This window comes from Saccharibacillus sp. O23, from assembly GCF_002205895.1.
GTDB lineage: Bacteria > Bacillota > Bacilli > Paenibacillales > Paenibacillaceae > Saccharibacillus.
The window spans coordinates 1-22450 of sequence record NZ_NJDE01000001.1 but is presented as its reverse complement, the minus strand read 5'-3'; the positions used below and the strand labels follow the sequence as shown (position 1 = coordinate 22450).

The window sequence follows — 22450 nt, the reverse complement described above, 5'->3', positions numbered from 1 at the left end:
CAGCGAAGCAAACCGGAGCGTGCATTCGGTAAGGCGTTCCGGTTCGGGGGTGAAGGGTTGAAACGTTGGCCGAAAAAACAGCACGGATGGCGGCCGTTTATGCGGAAGCCTCGTCTTTGGGAAAAAGAACACGGATCGATCACGATTTTTTTGAGTTTGGTGCTCGCTTTCGTATTGGCTTTTGTCGCGATCTTTATCGATTATTCTCGCATGGCGGCGCTCAAAGCCAAAAGCGAGCGGCTGATGCATGCGGCCTCGCGTTCCGTCATGTCCGCGTATCTGCCGAATTTGCAAAAAGATTACGGGTTGTTCGCTTACGGCGAGACCGACCCTTCTTACATTTTCCAGCATGTGCTTGATCAAAGTCTGGAATACAAAGAACGCGAAAACGTTCTGCCAATCATGGACGCGAAGCTGGTCTCCTCGTCTTTGGAACTCAGCCGCGAACTCGGCGATTACGAAGTGTTCAAGACGCAAATTAACGAAGAAATGAAGTATAAAGCGCCGGTCAACTTCGCGATCGAGGTCGTCGGACGATTCAAGCCGATGTCTCAGACCATGAAAGACGCTTCCGGTACGGTCGAAGTGCTGGAGCAGCTGCAGAAGCTGTACGACAAACGCGAAGCCGAACTGGATAAGATGCTGAAGCTGCAGCAGGATGCGGGCAAGCGCACGGACGACTTGGTCGGACGGATCGGCACGGACGGAAGCGGGGATATCGCCGATATTCCGCTGAACGGCAGCGTGTCGACGGCAGCCGATATGGCCGCGCAATATCATGATTATAAAGTGCAGAAGGAGCGCGTATCCACAGACTCTCCGCCTCCCGAGACCGACGAAGAAGGCAAGGAGACCCCCGGATTCTTGGAATGGTTAAAGCTGCTGGCTAACCTGTCTTCGTACGAAACCGGATCGGCCCACGTGACCGCCCAGATCGGGGCTGCCGTGACCCGAGCCTTTCCGCCTCATCAAAGCGAGATGACGCAGGCCGCCGAACATCTGAGCAAAGCCAAAGCTTTGAACGCGGAGATGGACGCCGTGATCGCGACGATCGGAACCCGCAGCGCGGATCAGCCTTACGACGACGTCTCGGCTTCGGATATTCCGGGAGCGGAAGGCGGACCGTCGGGCAGTACGGCTTCCGTACGGGATAAGATGAAGGAATTATCGCTGCCGCCCGAATTTTTCGCCCGGATGGAGCAGCGGATCGCCAAACAAAGCGAAGATTTCGATTGGATGCGCAAAGACGCGGAGCCGCTGAATCAGACGCTCGAACAGGCTTTCGGCGAGACCGGAATGAGCGCGTATACGCTGAAACGCATGGTCATCGCCGCCGGACAGACCGCTTCGGCTTATCACGGCCGGTACGGAAGCGACGGCAGCGTGATCCGGGAGATCCGGACGGAATTCGCGGAGCACCGCAAACATGACGAAGAACGCAAAAAGTTGGAACAGCAAGCGAAAGGCGAACTCAAAAAAGCCAACGAGATCATCAAATTCCTGTCCGCCGCCAAAGGCCATCAAGCCGATTTCGAAGAAGTCGAAAAGTATTATCGAGAAAACCTCGAACTGAACGCGTCCGCGGCTGCGGGAACGGGCAAAGCGTTTGCGGAAGACGATCCTACGGACGCCGGCAAAGAAGCGATGCAGAACATGGACGGGTTTTTCGGCGGCATGTCGGGGTTTCTGGACGCGACCGGCGATCGGCTGCTGCAAAACGAATATGCTTCCGATCACTTCTCGAATTTCGACTTTTCCAAAGTCAAAGCGTTGACGGCTCCCGGCGCCGAACTCGACGGAGAAGCGGCGGCCGAGCTGCTGAGCCTCGATCAGCAAGAACTGGAGTATATCATCTACGGGTTCGGCAATCCCGGAGGGAATATCGCGGCCGCTTACGGCGAGATCTTCGCGATGCGTCTGGCGATCCGGACGATGGAAGCTCTGGTCGATCCGGAGATTCTGGCGTTAGGCAATCCGCTGGTCATTCTGGCGAAAGCCATTCTTCAAGGACTGATCAACGCGGTCGCCGATATGGTGAAGCTGTCCGAGACGGGGCATGTGGAGTTGTCGAACACGCTCAAGATCAAATTGACTTATAAAGACCATCTCCGGCTGTTCTTATTCGCGCATCCGGCCAACGATAACCGCTTGTCGCGCATGCTCGCGCTGATCCGTTTCGATACCGGCATCAATCCGGACGACCATTATACGTATTTGTCCGGCGATGCCGCGATCTCCATGCCGATCTGGTTTCTTCCCGGCGTAATGAAGTCGTTGAAGATCGGCGAAGGAAGTTGGTCGGGCAGCGAATATACGGTGAATTTGCAGGCGGATTATTCGTATTGAACTCGAAAGGAAGCGGCGCATGAAGCGAATATCGAACAAGATCCGGCGGGCAGGCGGCGAACAAGGCAGCATCGTCGTGGAAGCGTCACTGGTTCTGCCCGTTTTTCTGTTTGCTTTTATTTTTCTCGTCTACATCGTGCAGATGACCGCGTATTCGACCGTGCTTCAGACGACCGCTTCCGAAGCGGCGAAGCAGGTATCGGTTCATCTATATCCGGTCCAGATGGCTGCCGATCATTTGAAGAAAACAGAACCGGTCTCCAAAGTGCTGCAAGGCTTCTCGAAGATCTCGTTTAGCGAATTGGCGGACAAATACGCGTCTTCGCTGCCCGAGCCGATCGACGGATGGGTCAAAGAAGCCGCCGCGACCGGAGACGTGCCGCTGCGTTCAATGAAAGACCAGCTTTCTTCGGCCGTGCTGGATCCGGTCATCAAGCTGCTGCTGAAGCCGCTCATTCAAGACGGTCCGCTGCGCGAAGATCGGCTGCATGTTATCGGAATCACTGTGCCGACGACCGGAGAAAGCAATCAGCCGTACTTCGGTGTAGAGCTGACGTACGAACTGCCGCTCAAGGTTCCGTTTACCGGCAAGCCGCTGCTGATTCGCGCCAAAGCCGAAGAACGGGCGTGGATCGGGGATACCGGAGAAGGCGGCGGAGCAGCGGCAGACGCTGGAGAAGCCGGGGAGACCGGTACGGTAACGGTGACTTCGGTGCCGAGTCCGGCTTATCCGGGGCAGCAAGCGACGGTCAGGGCAACAGCAGAACCGGGCGAAAGCGTATCGATCAAAGTCGTCTACAAAAGCGGCAGAAGCACGGCGCGTTATCTAGGACGGCAAACGGCGGACGCGTCGGGTAACTTATCGTGGACTTGGCTGGTGGGAGGCAATACCACGCCCGGCGAATGGTCGCTTGTCGTCGAGTCGGACAAAGGGGCGCTTGCGGAAGCTTCGTTCGAAGTGCGCAAGCGGGAATGACCAAACAGAGACAAGCGGGAATCGATCGGCCGGTAAACGGTAAGAACGACGGAGAGGGGAACGGAAAATGATCGGAATGTTGGCTTATATCGGGTGCGGCGCGTTTTTGACGGCGGCGTTCGTGACGGACGTGCGCAGTCGCAAGATTCCGAATGTCTTGAATCTGGCGTTTATCCTGAGCGGTCTGCTGTATCAAGGAGCGACGGGCGGATGGGAAGGACTGTTGTTCGCGTTGAAAGGAGGCGCGGCCGGCTTCGCCGTGCTGTTCGTTCTATATTTGCTGGGGGCGGTCGGAGCAGGCGATGTGAAACTGTTCGCGGGGATCGGGACTTGGACAGGCATTTTGTTTACGGCTCAGACGCTGCTGTATTCGATCTTGTTCGCGGGAGCGATCGGACTCGGCATTCTGTGCTGGCGAGGAGAAGGCATGAAGCGGATGCGGCAGATGTTTCGCAGTTTGACCGCAGCCGTTTTCCTGCGAAGCTTCGAGCCGATCGCGGCCGAGAGTACCCGGCATCTAACGTTTCCTTTTATGTGGGCGGTGCTGCCGGGCGCGATCGTCGGATACTTCTATTGGATTTAGGGAGGATGGCATAATGCAAGATTGGAGCACCGATTTTATTCAAAGTGATACGACCTACATGGTGCTGAAGAGCACGCGCCGAACGGACGAAGATCGATTGAACCGAGTTCAAGTTCGAATGTTGGCGACTTCGAAGATTCCGCATGTGTTGGATCTGCATGTGAGCGAGGTCGATGCCGAAGCGGAACTGCATTACAATATCGGCGGCAAAAAAATGCTGTCTTCCAGCTTGAAAACGGAGCGCGTGAGCTTGGTCGAGTATTATGCGCTGCTGCTTCAGATCGCGACGGCGCTCGAATACGGCATGACGTATATGCTGAGCCCGAGCGGCTTCGTGCTTCAAGAAGACTACATGTTCATGGACGGTCCGCTGTCGGCAGGAACGGTGTATCTGACCTATATGCCTTTGAAAGAGGCCGCGGAACCGGCACCCGTGCGGGAACGGATCGGCCGTTTGGCCGCGCGCTGGATGGCGGTCGTCGAAGATCTGCGCGGAAACGGCGTACAGCGGATCTTGCAGATGTGCGAACAGCCGGCTTTCTCGCTGCAAGCGCTCAAAGAATTGCTGACGGCTCTGCTCGCGGACAGCGGAAGGCCGGAAGCGGGGAGCGCTTCGACGGCAGCGCAGCCTGCTCGCCGGGATCGGGAAGACAGGAATTCGTTCTACTCGGACCGATCTTCGCAAAGCGCGGCCGCGACTTATGCGGATCGTCCGCTTGACCGCGAGGCCGGGATTCGCAATCGCCCATTCGTTTCGGCGCTGCGAGAGCCGCAAGAGCTTCCGGACGATTCGCGAGGCCGGGCGTACGAAGAGGAAGAATCGGGATTCGGGCGATTGAAAGGATTCGGCCGAACATCGGGCAAAGCGGACAAATCGGCGAACGCCGAACGCAAAGGCCGAAAAAAACAATCGCATGACGAAGAGGCTTTACCGGACGAAGCGATTTCGCAGGGCGGAGCGGAAGAAGAAATGCCGGAAAACAAAAACGGCCGTTTGGTCGTTCCGCTGCTCAGTCTTCTGGGACTGGTCGTGTTGTGGCGCTTCTTATATATGGACAGTCCGGGCAAGATGTCTCTGCTGATCTGCGCGGTGGCGACGCCTATGCTGCTTGCGGTCGCTTATTTGGGGTGGACCGGCAAACTCAAATTAGGCAAATCGAAAACGGAACGTCTTCAAGAAGAGGAAGAAGCCGAAGCGCTTGCGACCGCATGGGGAAATCCTCGCGGACGCGCGCAAGGCGGTCTGCCGGGCGAAGAGACGGATATCGGTGCGGGACGAGAACAGGAAAATCGTTCGAACGAATCGCGGTTTGCTGCGGTTTCGGGGGAATACGAGTATCGAGACGAACAGACATCGTCCGATCGCTCCGTTCCCGGATTCCTGCGTCCGGCTTACGGAGGAATAAGAGAATCCGATCGGGCTTTTGCGGACGCGGTGAGCGAAGACGGCGGATACGGACAAAACCGGCTGCCGGAAGCCGAGGTTCGTCGGTCCTCGGCATCGGCCGGCACGGGCATGCTGATCTCCGGCGCTTCGCAGCCGACGGTGATGCTGGACGATGCGCGAAATCGGACGTCTTCCGGCGGAGAATCGGCGGATTCCCGAACGCGTTATCTGTTGGAGCGCGCGGAGAACGGCGCGCCGTCTACCCGGATTCCGCTGCCGCACGGAAGCTTTACGATCGGCCGTTCCGACGAAGTGTCGCAGCACGTCGAAGAATCGCCCGGCGTCTCGCGCGCTCACGTCGAGATCGAATGGTCGGGCGAGCACTGCCTGATCCGGGATATCGGCTCGCGCAACGGAACGACGTTGAACGAAGAATCGATGATTCCGTACAAAGCCTACGAGCTGCACGAAGGAGATACGTTCAAAATCGCGGGGATCGCGTATACGATGCGCTGCGGCTAGCGGGCTTCATGCCGATCGCGAAAGCGGCGGAAAAGGATCGGAACGATAAAGAGCCTGTTCAGGATTGCGTACTGAACAGGCTCTTTATGATGGAAGCGGATCAAGTTTATTGCTCCAAACTCCGCACCGCTTCGTCCGCATATAAATGAGAGAATCGGAACCCCGCTCGCTGCGCCGCTTGCGGTACCACATGCTGTCCGCCGATTACCATCAGCGACATCTCGCCGAGCACGGTACGCAGCAGCGGAGCGGGAACCGGGAACCAGTGAGGGCGGTGCACCGCGCCGGCGATCGCCCGTCCCAACTGATCTTGGGTCACCGCATGAGGCGCCGCGGCATTGACCGGACCTTCGATGTTATCGTGCGTCAAACAGAATTCGAACAGCGCGGTCAGATCGTCGATATGAATCCACGACATCCACTGCTCGCCGCTGCCGAGCCGTCCGCCGCCCATCAATTTATAAGGAAGCTTCAGTACCGGATAGACGCCGGCTTCCCGGCCGAGCACCAGACCGATCCGCATCTTGACCAGACGGGTATTCGGCATCGCTTGAATCTCGTCCGCGGCGGCTTCCCATTTGATCGACAAGCGCGAAGGGAAATCTTGTCCGCCCGGCGGCGAAGATTCGTCGAAGACCGCGGTTTCCGACGTGCCGTAGATCCCGATCGCGGAAGCTTGAACAAACACGGACGGCGGTTTATTCATGCCGTGCACGGCTTCGATCAATTCCGATGTGGCCTGCAAACGCGAGCTTTCCATTTGCGCTTTGGCCTGCGGAGTCCAACGTTGACTGAGCGAAGAACCCGCCAGATTGACGATGCCTTCGCAGCCGTCGAGCAGCCGAGGGTTTTCGTCGATCTCTCCCCAAGTGAGCGTCGCGACCTTCGAATTTCCTTGAGCCGGTTTGCGCGAGATGATCACTACTTCATGTCCCGAACGCTGCAGTCTTTCCGTTAACTTTTTCCCGATGAATCCTGTTCCGCCGCTGATCGCAACTTTCATATGGCGCCTCCTATTGGGTGATGCAAGTGATTTCTTACCTACATATTAACCGCCGCCGCTCCTTCCATTCAAATTCGGCGATTTTTCGGGATCTGTCGTTTTTCGCCCGTTTATACTCGCGTTTGCAGGTAACAGTTCTGTCTTATCTCCGCTTACCGTGGATTTCTTGCCGTCTTCACGCTAAAATAAAACAAGGTTTGAACGGCTTTTATCGAACGAGCCGCAGACAAGAGGAGGATGAACCATGCTTAAGATCGGCTCCCACGTGTCCTTTTCGGACAAGGGACTGGTGAGCGCGGCGAACGAAGCGGCAAGCTACGGATCGACGTCGTTCATGATATATACCGGCGCTCCGCAGAATACGCGGCGCAAACCGATGGAAACGATGAATATCGAAGAAGGCCTCAAGCTGATGGAGCAAAACGGCGTGTCGGAGATCGTGGTCCACGCGCCGTACATCGTCAATTTGGGTTCTTACAAAAACCATACGTACGAACTCGGCGTCAGCTTTTTGCAGGAAGAAATCCGGCGCACGCACGCGATCGGGACGAAGCAGATCGTGCTGCATCCGGGCGCGTTCACGGACAAAGACGTCGAATACGGCATCGAGCGTATCGCGGCGGGGCTTACGGAAGTGCTGAGCGGCGTGGCGGAAACGGACGTCAATATCGCGCTCGAAACGATGGCGGGCAAAGGTACGGAAGTCGGCCGTTCGTTCGAAGAGATCGCGCGCATTATCGAAAAGGTGCCGAATAACGAACGCCTGACGATCTGCATGGATACCTGCCATATTCACGACGCGGGGTATGACGTGGCCGGCGATTTCGACGGCGTGCTGAAAAAATTCGACGACGTGATCGGGCTGGATCGTCTGGCCGTGATGCATATCAACGACAGCAAAAATCCGGTCGGCGCGGGCAAAGACCGCCATACGCCGATCGGTTCGGGTTGGATCGGCTTCGACGCGATCGACAAGGTCGTCAACCATTCGTCGCTGAGCCATCTGCCGTTTATTCTGGAGACGCCGTGGATCGGCAAAGACGTCAAAACGCAGCGTCCGATGTACGAGATCGAAATCGCGCTTTTGCGCGGCAATGTAGGCGAGCGTTTCGGCGCGGGATTCGCGGAAGACGTCGAGAAGCTGCACGCGTTCTTCGCCAAGCGGGACATCGACCCGCGCGCGTTCACGCTGGACGTCTGGTCCGTGCTCAAGAACGACGCGAAAGCCAAAAAAGCCGATCCGCGCGAACCGTTGGAACGTCTGTACGATCTGGCTCTGGAAGCGTCGGTGCTGCCGAACGCGTCCGAAGAAGACCTCAACAAACGCTTGATCGCCGTGCTGGCGGGCAAAGAAGCTTTGGCTCGTTTCTGAGCCGGATCGCGTTTATCGATTCATACATGCAGGGGAAGCCGCCGGCGGCGCGTCTATTGCGTGGCCGGCGCTGAACAACAAGGAGGATATCGCAACATGGAGCTTCATATCAAAACTGCGGGTGCCGCAGCTCAACAACCGTCCGAAAGCCGGGCGCGCATGCTTATTTCTTGCCCGGACGGTCCGGGGATCGTGGCCGCCGTGTCGCGTTTCTTGTTCGATCACGGCGCGAATATCGTTCAGTCCGACCAATACACGATGGACCCGGACGGCGGCATGTTCTTCATGCGGATCGAATTCGACCTCGAAGATCTGAACGAGAAGCTGGCGGGGCTGGAAGCGGACTTCGCGGAAATCGCGGAACGTTTCTCGATGGAATGGAAGATCTACCGGGCGGCGAAAAAGAAAAAGCTCGCGATCTTCGTCTCCAAAGAAGATCATTGCCTCGTCGAGCTGCTGTGGCAGTGGCAGGCGGGAGACCTTGACGCGGAGATCGCGGTCGTGGTCAGCAACCATCCGGACATGCGCGAATACGTCGAATCGTTCGGCATCGAATACCGGCATATTCCGGTGACCAAAGACAACAAACCGGAAGCCGAACGTCAGCAGCTCGAAGCCGTGGGCGAAGACATCGACTTGATCGTGCTGGCGAGATACATGCAGATCGTGTCGCCTTACTTTATCGAGAACTACCGCAACCGGATCATCAACATCCACCACTCCTTCCTGCCGGCGTTCGTCGGCGGCAAGCCTTACGCGCAGGCGTACGACCGCGGCGTGAAGATCATCGGGGCGACGGCGCATTACGTGACGGAAGAACTCGACGGCGGTCCGATCATCGAGCAGGACGTGCAGCGGGTCAGCCACCGCGACGACGTGCCGGAATTGAAACGGATCGGCCGCACGATCGAACGCGTCGTGCTGGCGCGCGCGGTCAAATGGCATGCCGAAGACCGGATCTTGGTGCATCATAACAAGACGGTCGTTTTCAATTAAATTCGAAAAATCGAAGGCCGAAAACGAAGCGAAGTCTTCGGCCGGATGCCGTTTTCGTCAATTTTCGTAACAAAAGCCTGCCCGGAACCGTCTTACTAGGGGAGAAGTCCGGGCTGCGCACTCCAACTGCATGCTGACGCCGTTATGGCGCAATACCGGCCTGTTGAATTCTTCAACAGGCCGCTGTCGTTGTCGAGGCTGTAAATTTTAGCTATTTCAGGACTTACATCCTTTCAACTCTTAAGGGAGCGTATTCCTGCCTTTAATGTTGACAAGGGACGAGTGCGGGGGCATCGGATATCGAATCCGGCGCTTGCCGCCTAATCGGAGCACGAAAGGGGAATGTTATGTTTGCATGGGTAAAGCGCCGAACGGGAAGCGGCATGGCGCTGCTGCTGTCGATTCTGCTGGCCGCGTCTTTGTTATCCGTCCTGCCGGCTCGCGCCGACGCTGCGGGGAAATCGAGCGACGATGCCGGGCTGCGGGTATCGACCGAGCTGGGTTACGGAGGCAAAGTCAATGAAGGGCGCTGGACGCCGCTTCGAGTGACGTTGACCAGCGATCAAGACCTGTCCGGCGATCTGGTGGTGCAATTGCAGCCTCAGAACGGGATGGGAGAAAGTACATATGTGCGGCGGGTGGAACTCCCGGCGGGCACGGCCAAAGAAGTGACGTTCGCCGTGGCCGGAAGTTCGTATTCGCGCACGACGAGTCTGATCCGGTTCTATCCGGGTTCCGCGGAAAAAGGAAAATCGCTGGAATTCAAAGAAGGTCGGGCTTACGTGTCGAGCTCCAGCCAGTTCGGCGGCATCGTCGGCGTCTTGGCTTCCGATCCCGACACGATGAATTTCCTGAGTCTGGTCCAAGCGAGCGGAACTTCGGTCAGCGTAGTTCCGCTCGAAGCGAAAGACATCGGAAGCGATCCGATGCTGCTCGAAGGACTGGATGTTCTGGTTATTAACGATTTCGCCAGCGATACGCTGAACGAAGCGCAGCTCAAAGCGATTCGCGATTGGGTGGCTCGGGGCGGCACTCTCGTGTTCGGCGGCGGAGCGGGTTACGCCAAATCGTCGGCCGGACTGGAAGACTTGTCTCCGGTCGAAGCGTCGGGAGGCACGGTATCCGTACCGGCGGCTCCGCTGGCCGTAGGCACGGGAGAACCGCTGCAAGCCGGAGCCGCGCTGACGGTGGCTCAAGCCCAATTGAAAAAAGAAGCGGCGGCGAGCTACCTTTCCGGCAACCGGCCTTTGATCGCGTCGATGCCGGTACAGGCCGGCCGCGTCTGGTATGCCGGATACGATCTGGCGCTGGAACCGGCGGCTTCTTGGGCGGGAAATTCTTCGCTCTGGGGCAAGCTGCTCCGCGAGAAGCTGAACGCGAATGCGAATACGGGCGGTATGGCGGCTGCTTCTTCGGCGTTCAATTCCAACTTTTATAACCTGTCGTATACGCTAGACTTCTTCCCGTCGCTGCATATGCCGAAAATGAGCCTGCTCGTCTGGATGCTGCTGATCTACGTGGTCGTCGTGGCGCCGCTGCTCTATCTGCTGCTGCGGAAGTTCGACAAGCGGGAATGGGCGTGGGTGTTTATTCCGCTGATCGCGGTCGTCTCGAGCGGCGCGATCTATCTCGCGGGTTCGTCGGACAAGACGAGCGAGATCGCCCACACTTTGAGTTACGTGACGCTGGACGGCGAAGGAGAAGGCGTGCGGCGCAGCGCGACGGCGCTGTTCGTGCCGAGAGCCGGCGATTACAAAGTCGCATTCCCGGCGGGAACTCGGCTGTCCATGATCGGAACGGACAATTGGATGGGCGGTTACAACGGCGAAGTCAGCGGCAGACTGACCCATTTCGTGCGCGAAGAAGCGGACAAGTCGGAATTGCGCCTCGGGGATATGTCGTATTGGTCGGTCTCCAAATTCTCGGTGGAAGAGCCGGGCAATCAGGAGACGGGAAAATTGGAAACGTCCCTTACGGTCGATGATAAAGGCCAGGTCGTGGGCGAAGTCGTCAATGCCACCGGATCGCGTCTGGACGATGCCGCCGTGATCGCCGGAGGCAAACTGTATAAGCTCGGAACGCTCGAACCCGACGGCAAAGCGACGCTGGGCAAAGGCGCGGCGCTGTCGACCGGTTATTACGATCTGGGCAGTTATTTGTTCCCGGTGCAGACGTCGAACGCGGATCCGTATATTCGCCAACGCTCCATGCTGCAAAACACGCCGGCAAGCGGCGCGCTCAACAGCGGCATGCAGAATGCGTATTTGATCGCTTTTGCCGAAGACACGAACGACAAACTGAACGTCGGCGGCAAGTCGGTCAAAAACGATCGGCTCAGTCTCTATACGCAGCCGGTATCGATCGGTCTGCCGACGAACGGAGAGATCGATATTCCTTACGGCTATATCGGCGGCAGAGTCATTCATACCAATACGACTCAAGTCAACGACGACGGCATGGGCCGGATCGGCGCTTCTCCGGGATCGATGACGCTGGGCTACACGCTGCCGGACTTGGGCCAAGCCAAGTACGAAAAGCTCGATATCCGGATCTCCGGCGGCGTGCCGAAGACGATCTCGGTCGAGATCATGAACGAAAAATCCGGCGAATGGGAAGCGGTCAATTGGAAAGGCGGAGCGGCGTCTCTGAATCAAGCCTCCGATTATCTGGTCGACGGCAATCAGGTCCAATTGCGTATTCGCGTGAACGAATGGACGAGCATGCCGCTGCCGGAAATCGGATTGAAAGGGGCGGTGCAGCCATGATCGAGATCAAAGATCTCAGCAAACGTTACGGCAGCTTTCAAGCGCTGGACAATATCAGCATGAATATCGACGCGGGCACGGTATTCGGTTTCGTCGGTCCCAACGGAGCGGGCAAATCGACCACCATGTCGATTCTGGCGACGCTGCTGCTGCCGGATTCCGGCATCGCCAAAGTCAGCGGGTTCGACGTGACGCGGCATCCGAAAGAAGTGCGCCGCCGGATCGGCTACATGCCCGATTTCTTCGGCGTATACGATCGGTTCAAGACGGACGAATACCTGCATTTCTACGGAGCCAGCTACGGCATCGCGCGCGCCGAACGCGAAAAGCTGATTCCGCAGCTGCTCGAACTGGTCAATCTCTCGGACAAAAAAGACGCTTACGTCGACGGATTGTCTCGGGGCATGAAGCAGCGTCTGTGTCTGGCCCGCAGTCTGGTGCATGATCCCGAAGTGCTGATTCTCGACGAACCGGCTTCGGGTCTCGACCCTCGGGCGCGGATCGAGATGCGCGAAATTCTCAAAGAGTTGAAGCGCATGGGCAAAACGATCATCATCTCTTCGCATATCCTGCCGGAACTCGCGGAAATGGTCGACCAGATCGGCGTGATCGAACACGGCCGCATGGTCGCGCAGGGCAGAGTCTCGGATATTCAGAACCGGATGAGAGTCAACCGGGTGCTGCATATCCGCACGTTGGGAAGGCAGGACGAACTGGCCGAACGTCTGCGGGACGAAAATCACGTCAGCCGGGTGCTCAGCGACGCCAACGGTCTTCAGGTTCATTTCAGCGGGCAGGATCAGGAACAGATGCAGCTGCTGCGCCGCATTCTGGATTGGGAATACGAAGTGGTTTCTTTCAACGAAGCGCAAACGAATCTGGAAGACGTCTTTCTCGAGATTACCAAAGGAGGCGCGGCCACATGAGCACGAAAAACAAATGGGGCAAAGGCGGAAGCCTGTGGATCAATCCGGTGCTGGACAAAGAGTTCCGCTTGAGAATGCGGACGCCTCGGTCGTTCTTCGCGATTCTCGGGTACGTGCTCGTACTGGGGCTGCTGGCGATGGGCTTCATCTACGTGACGATGACCTCGCGCGGCGTGCAATCCGGCATGCGATTCGACCCGTCGACCAGCCGGATGCTGTTCTACGTGCTCAGTATCGCGCAGTTGGTGCTGGTCGCCTTCATGACGCCGGCGCTGACGGCGGGCGTCATCAGCGGCGAACGGGAGAAGCAGACGCTGAACATCCTGCTGACGACCCAACAGAGTTCGTCGGCGATCGTGCTCAGCAAGCTGCTGTCTTCGCTGGCGTTCATGGTGCTGGTGGTGTTGGCGACGCTGCCGGTATACAGCATCGTGTTCCTCTACGGGGGCATCTCGCCTTCGCAGCTCATGTTGGTGTTCTTGTTCTATCTGTTCACGATGCTGCTGCTCGGCGCGCTGGGCATCATGTGTTCGACGCTGTTCAAGCGCACCATCATCGCGGTCATCATGACCTACGGCATGACATTATTCATCTTCGTGGTCACGGGCGTCGCTTATCTGCTCTTCATGGCGGTCGTGCAGCAGAGCTATTACAGCAGCACGCCGCCGCCCGAATACTCGTGGGTCGGATTCGTGCTCGGCTTGAACCCGGTAGGGGCGATGATCAGCATCTTCGAACCGGAGATCTCCAAGCAGGCGTTCCTCGTGAACGGCGGCAATCTGCAGAATCAGGCTCCGATCTCGCTCTGGCTGGAATTCGTTCTGGTCTATGCGGTCGTGATCGCGCTGGCGCTGTGGGTGGCGATCCGGAAGATTCGTCCGGTCGGCCGCAGACGCGACGAAGCAGAGGACGCACCGATGCCGCGGAGCGGGCTCGACGGAAGCGGGGAAGTCGCCGAGATGAAACCCGCGGACGGACGGTCGGATAAAAATTAACAAAGCCGGTATCCGCGAAAAAGACGGTTCGAACGTTCGGCAGCGGACGGTCGAATCGATCGGAACGGCAAACGGAAGCCGGTCGAGAAAACGCAAGGGAGGGAACTGCGATGGAAATGGAGTCGATCAACGCGCCTATCCGGGCGGTTCGGCTGCGCTTGCAGACGATGAAAGCCGGACGCTGGGCGCTGCGCGGATCGTTGGCCGGTCTGGGCGCCGCAGCCGCGCTGCTCGGCATCGCGCGGTTCGTGCCGGTTCCGCATTCGCTCTGGTGGGCGCTGGGCTGCATCTTGCTCGGCGCGGCGGCCGGAGCAGCCGCGGCCTATATCCGGCCGGTCGATACCGCCGAGGCGGCAAAAGCGATGGACCGGGCCGACGCGTCCGGGGAATGCCGGGATCTGATGACGACCGCCCTGGAATTCTCGGACCGGGATTCGACTGCCGCGAGATGGCAGCGGGCTCAAGCGGAAGCCTACGGCCGCGAGTTCGCGGCCGCGCGCCGCGACAGGCTGCCGTTCGTGTGGCCGGCCCGGCGCTTCGCGGGCGGGGCCGCGCTCTTGATCGCGCTCTGCGCGCTGCTGCTCGTTCTCCCGAGTCCGATGGACCGGGAATTGGCGCAGCGGCAGCAGGAACAAGCGATGATCGAAGCGCAGCGCAAAAAGGCCGAGACGTTGGCCGAACAGCTTAAGCAGGCGCCGATTCAGCCGGAGGCCAAAGCGCCGCTCGCGGATTCGGCGGCCAAGCTGGCGAAAGAGCTTGGGAATTCTCGCCGCGCCGAAGAAGCGCTGGACAAGATGGAAGACGCGATGAAAGAGCTGGGCCGCAAAGCCGATCAATCGGCGCAAGAGCAGAAGGCTCTTCAAGATTGGAGCAAAAAGCTGGCCGCGCAGCAGTCGCTCAAACAAGCGGCCGAGCAGTCCGGCGACGTGCCGAAAAGCGCGGAAGCGCTCAAAAACGCCATGTCCAAGCTTAGCGATCAGCAGAAAAAAGATCTGGCGAACGCGATGCAGAGCCTCGCGGAGCAGGCGCCGCAAAGCGGCAAACAGACGGCCGCTCTGCAGGACGCGCTCAAAAAAGCCGCCGAACAGCTGGCGGCTTCGGGGCAGCTCTCGGACAAGCAGATTCAAGACTTGGCCGAGAAGCTGGCCGCCGCGGCCGCCGAATCCGGCGCGCTCGGCGAACAAAGCGAACTGGCCGCTTCCGCCGCGGCGCAGATCGCCAAAAGCGGTCAGCAGATGGCCGGCGACTTGGCGGCCGCAGGCGTATCGGTCTCCGATACTTGGGGCAGCGGCGGTTCGGCCGAAGCGTTGGCCGCCGCGGGCGAAGCGGCAGGTTCTGGCGGAGAAGGTTCTTCCGGAGAAGGCGCGAACGGCTCCGGGCAAAGCGCAGGCAGCGGTCAAGGTTCCGGTTCGCAAGGAAGCGGCTCGGGTTCCGGTCAGGGTTCGGGCAGCGGTTCCGGATCGGGACAAGGCAGCGGCTCCGGATCGGGTTCCGGTTCGGGCAGCGGCGCGGGACAAGGCGGAGGAGCCGGCTGGGGAAGCGGCGGCCGCGAACTCGTCACGACGCCGCGAGATCTGCAAGGATCGGGCAACGTGCAATCCGACAACGGACCGTCGAGCGGCGGCGGAGACAAGCAGAAAGGCGGAACTTCGCCGACGATCGACGGCGTGAGCCGTCCGTACGACGAAGTCTACGGCGAATATTCGCAGCGGGCCAAAGACTCGCTCGGACGCAGCGATCTGCCGCAGAGCGTGCAAGGCTTGGTCGAGAGCTACTTTACCGAGATCCGGCCGGGTTCGTAAGGCGCGAAGAACGAAGATCAACGAATGGGAGGAAAAACCATGCTGGAAGAAACCGATCGCATCGGGACGTGGAGACAAACGATGGAAGACGTGCGCGAAGAGATCGGACAAGTGATCGTCGGGCAAAGCGAGACCGTCGAACAGATGTTGTGGTGCGTGTTCGCGGGCGGACATGCCCTGCTGGAAGGGATTCCGGGGCTAGGCAAAACGATGCTGGTCCGTTCGGCGGCCGACGCGCTGGATCTGCCTTTCTCGCGGATTCAGTTCACGCCCGACTTGATGCCGAGCGATATTACCGGCACGGACGTGATCCATTTCGGCGGAGAAGGCGGAGTGTCCGGCGAATTCCGCCGGGGACCGCTGTTCGGCAGTATCGTGCTGGCCGACGAGATCAACCGCGCGACGCCGAAAACGCAAAGCGCGCTGCTCGAAGCGATGCAGGAAAAGACGGTGACCGTAGGCGGCGTGACGCATAAACTGCCGGAACCGTTTTTCGTTCTGGCGACGCAGAACCCGCTAGAGAACGAAGGGACGTATCCGCTGCCGGAAGCGCAGCTCGACCGGTTCCTGCTCAAACTCGACGTCGATTATCCGTCGCCGGACGAGTTGAAAGAGATCATTCGCCGGACGACGGCTTCGGACAATCGCGCGGCGGTCAAACGCGCCGACGCGGCGGCGCTGCTGGAGATTCAGCGCGGCGCCAAAGAAGTGCTGGTTGCGGAAGAGGTGCTGGATTATGCCGTGCGCCTGCTCATGATGACGCATCCGGCGCAGGCCGAATCGCCGGAATCGGTCAAACGTTACGTCCGGTTCGGTTCGGGACCGCGCGGCCTTCAAGCGATGATCGCGGTCTCGAAAGTCCGCGCGATCGCCAAAGGACGCATGCACGTCTCGACCGGCGATATTCTGGCCGCGGCCAAACCGGCGATGCGCCACCGGCTGCTGCTGAACTTCGAAGGGCAAGCGGAAGGCGTCTCGCCGGATACGCTGGTCGACGATATCCTCGCCCGGCTGGAGAATTCGAGATGAAGGCGGAGGAGCTGCTGAGCGCGGATTGGATCGCGAGGCTGGATCGCTTGACCTTGTCCACGGCAAGGCGCGTGCGCGGCACGAGGCAGGGCAGACGGCGTTCGCGGGAACTGGGCGCGTCGCTCGAATTCGCGGATTACCGCGAATATTCGCCCGGCGACGACGTGAGACGTTTCGATTGGAGCGTCTACGGACGGACGGGGCGCAAAGTGGTACGGCAGTATCTCGACGAGCAGGAACTTCAAGTGACGCTTTATCTGGACTGTTCGCGGTCGATGGAATTCGCCGACGAGAACGGGCCGACCAAGCTGCTGCATGCCGCAAGACTGGCCGCGAGCGTCGGTTACATGACGCTCGCCGCGTACGACCGGCTCGGCGTCTACCGCGTGGACGAGCGAATCGGCGACGGACTGCCGCTGCTGAGAGGGCGTCCCGCGGTGCACCGGCTGCTCGAATTTCTGGCGGCCTCCGAAGTCGGCGGACGGGGAGATCTGGCCGAAGCGTTCGGCGAACGTTCCCGGCTGCCGAGACTGCCGGGCATGACGTGGATTTTCTCGGACTGTTGGACGGAGACGGGCGAGCAGGAGCTGGAAGACGTCATGGCTCGCCTTCAAGCGGCCAGACAGGAAGTCGTGCTGGTGCAGGTCTTGACGAGAGGCGAGATGGAGCCGAAGCTGACCGGCGATCTGAAGTTGATCGACGCGGAGCTGGGCACGGCCAAAGAAGCGGCGCTGACCGGACGTCTCGTCGAAGCTTACGAGCGGGAATTCGCCGCTTACAGAGGCCGGTTGGCCGAGTTCTGTTCCCGCCGAGGGATCGCTTATGTGCTAGCGCCGACGGACGTTCCGCCTCGCGAACTGGTGCTGGGCACTTTGCGCGAAGCCGGACTGGTCCGCTGATGCCGACGGAGCCAAGCAAGCGGACGTTCGGATTCGGCGTCCCTGAAGAAAGGAGGTGCAGCCGATGGGAATCGGTTCATGGGCAGGTCTGTGGTTCGCGCTGGGCATCCCGGCCATTGTGATCATGTATCTGTTCAAACGGAAATTCATCGACACTCCTGTAGCCAGCCACCTGTTATGGCGGCGGGTATTGGAAAATACCGAAGCGAACCGTCCTTGGCAAAAGCTGAGAAGCCGTCTGCTGATGTGGCTGCAGCTGCTCGCGGCGGCCGTGCTCGCTTTCGCGCTGATGCGGCCGTTCCTGTGGGCGGAAGCCGGAACCGGCGGGCATCTCGTGATCGTGGCGGACGTCTCGGCCAGCATGAGTTCGATCTCGGGTTCGGGCGAAGCCGCTGCGGGCGAAGGCGATCCTGCGGCGGAGACTCGGCTGGATAAACTGAAAAGCGGCGTGTTGGCCGATACCCGGCAATCCGACGGCTTGACGCTGATCCGCATGGGCAGCCGTCCGCAGGTGGTCGTGTCCGGCGGCGAAGACCGCGCGTCTTGGGAACGAGCCGTGCGGTCGTTATCGCCGGATTACGGGCGAACGGCTTATCGCGAAGCGATCTCGCTGGCTTCGGCGGTCGCCGAAGGTCAGAAAGACGCCCGAATCGTCGTCTACACGGACGGACAGTGGAACGAACGGACGGACGATCTGCCATTGTCGGTACCGATCGAGATCCGCCGGGTCGACAGCGGGAATTACCGCAACGCTTCGGTCGAGCAGTTCGGGGTGGACGGGAGCGGACGCGCGGTAGGCGTGATCGCCAATACCGGAACGGCGGCGCTAGACGTCTCGGCGGAATTGTCCGGCGACGGTCGTGCGCTGAGCAGCGAAAGCGTATCGCTGCAGCCGGGCGAGCGCCGTACGCTCACATTCGAACGGGCCGAGGCCGCCGAGACGTATCGTTTGAGCTTGACCGGCGCGCCCGACGATTACGCGGCGGACGACGACGCGTTCGCTTTCCCCGAGACGAGCGGCACGGTCAAAGTGCTGCTGCTGTCGAGCGGCAATCTGTTTTTGGAAAAAGCGCTGCAGCTCTCCGGCGCGGAAGTGACCCGGTTGGATCTTTCCGGCGGCGGTGCTTCGGGCGCGGCGGCCGGAAAAGAAGGAGCGTCCGAAACGCCGCCGCTGCCCGAACAGCGTCCCGATCTGGTCGTTGCGGAAGGCGCGATTCCGGCGGCGCTCCGTTCGGGCGAATGGGGACGTCTGCTAAGCGGAGCGGCAGTCTGGACGATCGGCGGCGGCGCGGAAGCCGAGGCTCAACCGGCAGACCGGCGCGTGGAAGTCGCGAGCCATCCGGTTACTCGGTATCTCTCGTTGACCGAACCTTATTTCGGAACGTTGACCGGAGACAAACCGGTCGGCATGACGAGCCTCGTGACCGTCGGAGGCAGGCCCGCGATCGCGGCGGGAACCGAGAACGGCCGACGCGCGTTGTGGTTCGGCTTCAATCTGCAAAGCGGCGACCTGCCGCTGAACAGCGAATTCCCCGTGTTGGTCAACAACGCGGTCAATTGGCTGTCCGGCGGCCGGGGCGGCGGTCTGGGCCGGGCGACTTCGGGAGCGGCGGTCGAAGTTCCGATCGCGGCGGAAGCGCAGAAAGCTTTGTGGAAACCGCTGCAAGGACCGGCGTTCGAAGCCGGCGCGGGCGAAATCCCGGCGGAACAAGCGGCTTCCGGCGGAGCCGCGCCGAGCGCTTCGCAGCCCGCGCCGAACGTGCCGGGACTGTACGCGTTCGAACAAAGCGGTCCCGGATTAAACGACGCGGCGGCTTATCTGCTGGACGTCCGTCCGGACGCTTCCGAAGCGGCGGCGCCGGCGGAGGCCGATCCGACGTTCGGCGCGGCTCCGGGAACGGCCGCCGCGCCGGACGCGACTTCCGCCGGGGAAAGCCGCGGCAGACTGCCGCTGACGATCCCGCTGGCGGCGCTGATCGCCGCGATCATGCTGACGGAATGGGGGGTGTACCGACGTGGGCGTTCAATTTGATCATCCCTGGCTCTTGCTGCTGCTGATTCCGCTGGCGGCGTTCGCCGTATTCGCCATGCGCGGTCCGGCCCGGATCTCGATGTTCCGCCACCGGCTGGCCGCGTCGCTGCGAACGGCGGCTCTGCTGCTGCTCGTGCTGCTGCTGGCCGGCGTTCAGCTCTATACCGTGCAGCGTCAGCACGAAGTGGTCTATGCCGTAGACCGTTCGTCCAGCTCCGACTCCGGCGGCGAAGATCGCGAATGGATCGCTTCTTCCCTGAAAGAAAAAGGAGCGGACGACGAGTATGCCGTGGTCTCGTTCGGACGCGACGCTTCGGCCGAACAGACGATCAGCGCGCAGTCGCCGCTGAGCGATCTGTCCGCCGCGGTCGATCCGGATTATACGAACGCGCAGCGCGCGCTTCAATTGGCTTCCGGCATGTTCGATGCCGGCGATCCGCGGATCGTGCTGATCAGCGACGGCCAAGAAAACATCGGCAGCATGCTCGAAACGGGACGGCTGCTGAAGAATCGCGGCATCGCCGTCGACGTGTTGGAGAAAAAGTCGGAGACCGTGCAGGACGCTTCGATCGATTCGCTGTCGCTGCCCGGCAAACTGTATTTGGGCGAAGCGTTCACGGTCGAAGCGCAGCTTCGCAGCACGTATTCGGGAACGGCCGAGATTCGGCTGTACGAAGATAACGCGGAGATCGGCACTCAGCAGGTCGAAGTCGAGCGCGGCGACAGCACCGTGCTGCTGCAAGGCTTGGCCAAGCGTCCCGGTCTGCACCGTTATCGGGCGGAGCTGACCATGACGGGCGATCGGCAGTCTGCCAATAACGCGGCGTTCGCGTTTACGCGCGTAGCGGGCAGCCCGTCGGTGCTGGTCGTGGAAGGCAAGCCGGGGACGTCGGCGAATATCGTCAACGCGCTGAACGCGGGATTGATCGATACGACCGTGATCGCGCCTCAGGTCCTGCCGACGCAGCTTGCGGATTACGCGCAGTACGACAGCATCTTGTTCAACAACGTCTCGGGCGACTCGCTCGGACAAGCCAAGATGGACCTGATCGAAACGGCGGTCCGCAGCTACGGCATCGGCTTCATGATGAGCGGCGGCGATCAAAGCTTCGGACTCGGCGGTTATTTCGATACGCCGATCGAGCGGGCGCTGCCGGTCTCGATGGAGCTGGAAGGCAAACGCGAGATTCCCGAATTGGGTCTGATTCTGGTGATCGACCGTTCGGGCAGCATGACCGGAAGCAAGATCGAGCTGGCGAAGGAAGCGGCGATGCGCACGGTCGAACTGATGCGCGCCAAAGACACGGTCGGCGTCGTCGCGTTCGACGATCAGCCGTGGTGGGTCGTGGAGCCGCAGAAGCTGACGGACAAGCAATCGGTGCTGGAAAAGATCCAATCGATTCCGAGCGCCGGCGGCACCAATATCTATCCGGCGCTGTCTTCGGCGGCGGACGCGATCAAGGAAGTCAAAGCGCAGCGCAAACATATCATCCTGCTGACGGACGGCCAGTCCGCCGGCGGCGGAAGTTACGAAGACCTGCTGGCCGACTTGGGCAAAAATCAGGTGACCGTCTCGAGCGTAGCGGTCGGTTCGGACGCGGACCGCGGACTGCTCCAACGCGTCGCGGATCTGGGCAAAGGCCGTTTCTACGACGTGCAGGACGAAACGACGCTGCCCGCGATCTTCAGCCGGGAAGCCGTGCTGCTCGCCCGGACTTACGTGGTGGACAAGCCGTTCGTTCCGGCCGTGGCGGACGCGGGCGATTGGGCGCCGCTGCTTGCGGACGGACTGCCGCAGGTCAAAGCGTATATCGCGACCAGCGCCAAGCCTTCGGCGCAGACGGCGCTCGTCAGTCCCGAACCCGATCCGCTGCTCGCCAGATGGCAGTACGGCTCGGGCCGTTCGGTGGCGTGGACCAGCGATCTGACCGGCGAATGGTCGGGAGATTGGATCTCGTGGGACCGGTTCGCCAACGTGCTGACGCAGACGGTCAAATGGACCTTCCCGCAGTTTAGCGCTTCGCCGTACCGGATCGAGACGTCGCTCGCCGAAGGCGGAACGCAGCTCAGCGTGACGGCGGCGCAGCAGGGCGAGGCTCCGCTGCCCGACGAACTGGTCGCTTCGGTCGGAGGCGACGGCGCGGCCGTGGAACCGGTGACGCTGGTCCAGACCTCGCCGGGCCAATATACCGGCATGCTGCCGGTCAGCGACCCGGGTGCTTACCTGCTGAATCTGTCGCCGAAAAGCGCGGAAGCGGTCGAAGACGAACCCGGCCGAGCTTCGGGCACCGAAACGGCGGCCGAAAACGGCACGGAAAGTACCGCTTCGGGCCTGCCGGCTTCGACCGGTACGGGACTCGTCATTCCGTATTCGCCGGAGTACCGCATCGTTTCCGCTTCGCAGGAAGCGGGCGGGCGTCTGGCCGAGCTGGCGCAGTTGACCGGAGGACGTCTGTTGTCTTGGGACGATCCGGCGGCCGTCTACGCGCAGCCGGCGGCTCCGCATAAACAGATGCGGGATTGGACCTCGCTCCTGCTGGCCGTCGTGCTGGCCTTGTGGATCGCGGATATCGCGATCCGCCGTCTGGCCGTTCCGTGGGAACGGCTCGCCGCCGCGCTGGCCGCGCCGTTCGCGGCGGCCCGTCGGCGCGGTTCCGGCGCCGCGGAAAGCGAAGCCGCTCCCGCGGAGGAAGGCGCGATGGCGCGCCTGTCCGCCGCCAAGCGGCGGAGCACGGCTTTCCGAGGCGGCGAGCGAGATCGGCAGAGCGCCCGCTGAGGCAAGAGTTACGACCCCGGCGGGGGCCGCCGACGGATCCA

General features: G+C 60.5%; 15 protein-coding genes. 14 read left to right on the top strand and 1 reads right to left on the bottom strand.

The window, feature by feature from the left end; all coding sequences use genetic code 11:
* Positions 1-99 precede the first annotated feature (99 nt).
* The 4 genes from CDO73_RS00075 (at position 100) to CDO73_RS00060 (ending at position 5814) form a co-directional block, all read left to right on the top strand.
* On the top strand, positions 100-2346 hold the full coding sequence (locus CDO73_RS00075) for a hypothetical protein (RefSeq protein WP_143536037.1): 2247 nt from the start codon (positions 100-102) through the stop codon (positions 2344-2346).
* A gap of 19 nt (positions 2347-2365) precedes the next feature.
* On the top strand, positions 2366-3322 hold the full coding sequence (locus CDO73_RS00070; protein WP_088486453.1) for a TadE/TadG family type IV pilus assembly protein: 957 nt from the start codon (positions 2366-2368) through the stop codon (positions 3320-3322).
* 67 nt (positions 3323-3389) lie between these two features.
* Complete coding sequence (locus CDO73_RS00065) at positions 3390-3905, top strand: A24 family peptidase (RefSeq protein ID WP_088486452.1); 516 nt, start codon at positions 3390-3392, stop codon at positions 3903-3905.
* 13 nt (positions 3906-3918) lie between these two features.
* A complete protein-coding gene (locus tag CDO73_RS00060) occupies positions 3919-5814 on the top strand; it encodes a DUF6382 and FHA domain-containing protein (protein WP_088486451.1) in 1896 nt (631 codons plus the stop codon).
* Between the two features lie 106 nt (positions 5815-5920).
* Here the strand turns inward: CDO73_RS00060 and CDO73_RS00055 are convergent, their stop codons facing one another.
* Complete coding sequence (locus CDO73_RS00055) at positions 5921-6817, bottom strand: TIGR01777 family oxidoreductase (RefSeq protein ID WP_088486450.1); 897 nt, start codon at positions 6815-6817, stop codon at positions 5921-5923.
* 244 nt (positions 6818-7061) lie between these two features.
* Between CDO73_RS00055 and CDO73_RS00050 the strand changes: the two genes are divergently transcribed.
* The 10 genes from CDO73_RS00050 to CDO73_RS00005 all read left to right on the top strand — a co-directional run bounded on the left by CDO73_RS00050 (position 7062) and on the right by CDO73_RS00005 (position 22409).
* Positions 7062-8189, top strand: coding sequence for a deoxyribonuclease IV (locus tag CDO73_RS00050; RefSeq protein ID WP_088486449.1), 1128 nt, complete (start codon positions 7062-7064; stop codon positions 8187-8189).
* Positions 8190-8285: 96 nt separating this feature from the next.
* Positions 8286-9185 carry a formyltetrahydrofolate deformylase gene (purU, locus tag CDO73_RS00045; RefSeq protein ID WP_088486448.1) on the top strand — a complete coding sequence of 300 codons (900 nt, stop codon included), beginning with the start codon at positions 8286-8288 and terminating at the stop codon, positions 9183-9185.
* Positions 9186-9532: 347 nt separating this feature from the next.
* On the top strand, positions 9533-11950 hold the full coding sequence (locus CDO73_RS00040) for a DUF7408 domain-containing protein (protein ID WP_088486447.1): 2418 nt from the start codon (positions 9533-9535) through the stop codon (positions 11948-11950).
* Positions 11947-12876 carry an ABC transporter ATP-binding protein gene (locus tag CDO73_RS00035; protein ID WP_088486446.1) on the top strand — a complete coding sequence of 310 codons (930 nt, stop codon included), beginning with the start codon at positions 11947-11949 and terminating at the stop codon, positions 12874-12876. Before CDO73_RS00040 ends, CDO73_RS00035 begins: the two co-directional genes overlap by 4 nt.
* Positions 12873-13871 carry an ABC transporter permease gene (locus CDO73_RS00030; RefSeq protein ID WP_088486445.1) on the top strand — a complete coding sequence of 333 codons (999 nt, stop codon included), beginning with the start codon at positions 12873-12875 and terminating at the stop codon, positions 13869-13871. The genes CDO73_RS00035 and CDO73_RS00030 overlap by 4 nt, the downstream gene beginning before the upstream one ends.
* Before the next feature lie 110 nt (positions 13872-13981).
* Complete coding sequence (locus tag CDO73_RS00025) at positions 13982-15673, top strand: phage tail tape measure protein (RefSeq protein WP_088486444.1); 1692 nt, start codon at positions 13982-13984, stop codon at positions 15671-15673.
* Between the two features lie 39 nt (positions 15674-15712).
* Positions 15713-16702 carry an AAA family ATPase gene (locus CDO73_RS00020; RefSeq protein WP_088486694.1) on the top strand — a complete coding sequence of 330 codons (990 nt, stop codon included), beginning with the start codon at positions 15713-15715 and terminating at the stop codon, positions 16700-16702.
* On the top strand, positions 16699-17601 hold the full coding sequence (locus tag CDO73_RS00015) for a DUF58 domain-containing protein (RefSeq protein WP_088486443.1): 903 nt from the start codon (positions 16699-16701) through the stop codon (positions 17599-17601). Before CDO73_RS00020 ends, CDO73_RS00015 begins: the two co-directional genes overlap by 4 nt.
* A 64-nt stretch (positions 17602-17665) precedes the next feature.
* Positions 17666-19633, top strand: coding sequence for a vWA domain-containing protein (locus CDO73_RS00010; RefSeq protein WP_088486442.1), 1968 nt, complete (start codon positions 17666-17668; stop codon positions 19631-19633).
* On the top strand, positions 19617-22409 hold the full coding sequence (locus CDO73_RS00005; protein ID WP_256972492.1) for a VWA domain-containing protein: 2793 nt from the start codon (positions 19617-19619) through the stop codon (positions 22407-22409). Before CDO73_RS00010 ends, CDO73_RS00005 begins: the two co-directional genes overlap by 17 nt.
* Positions 22410-22450 lie beyond the last annotated feature (41 nt).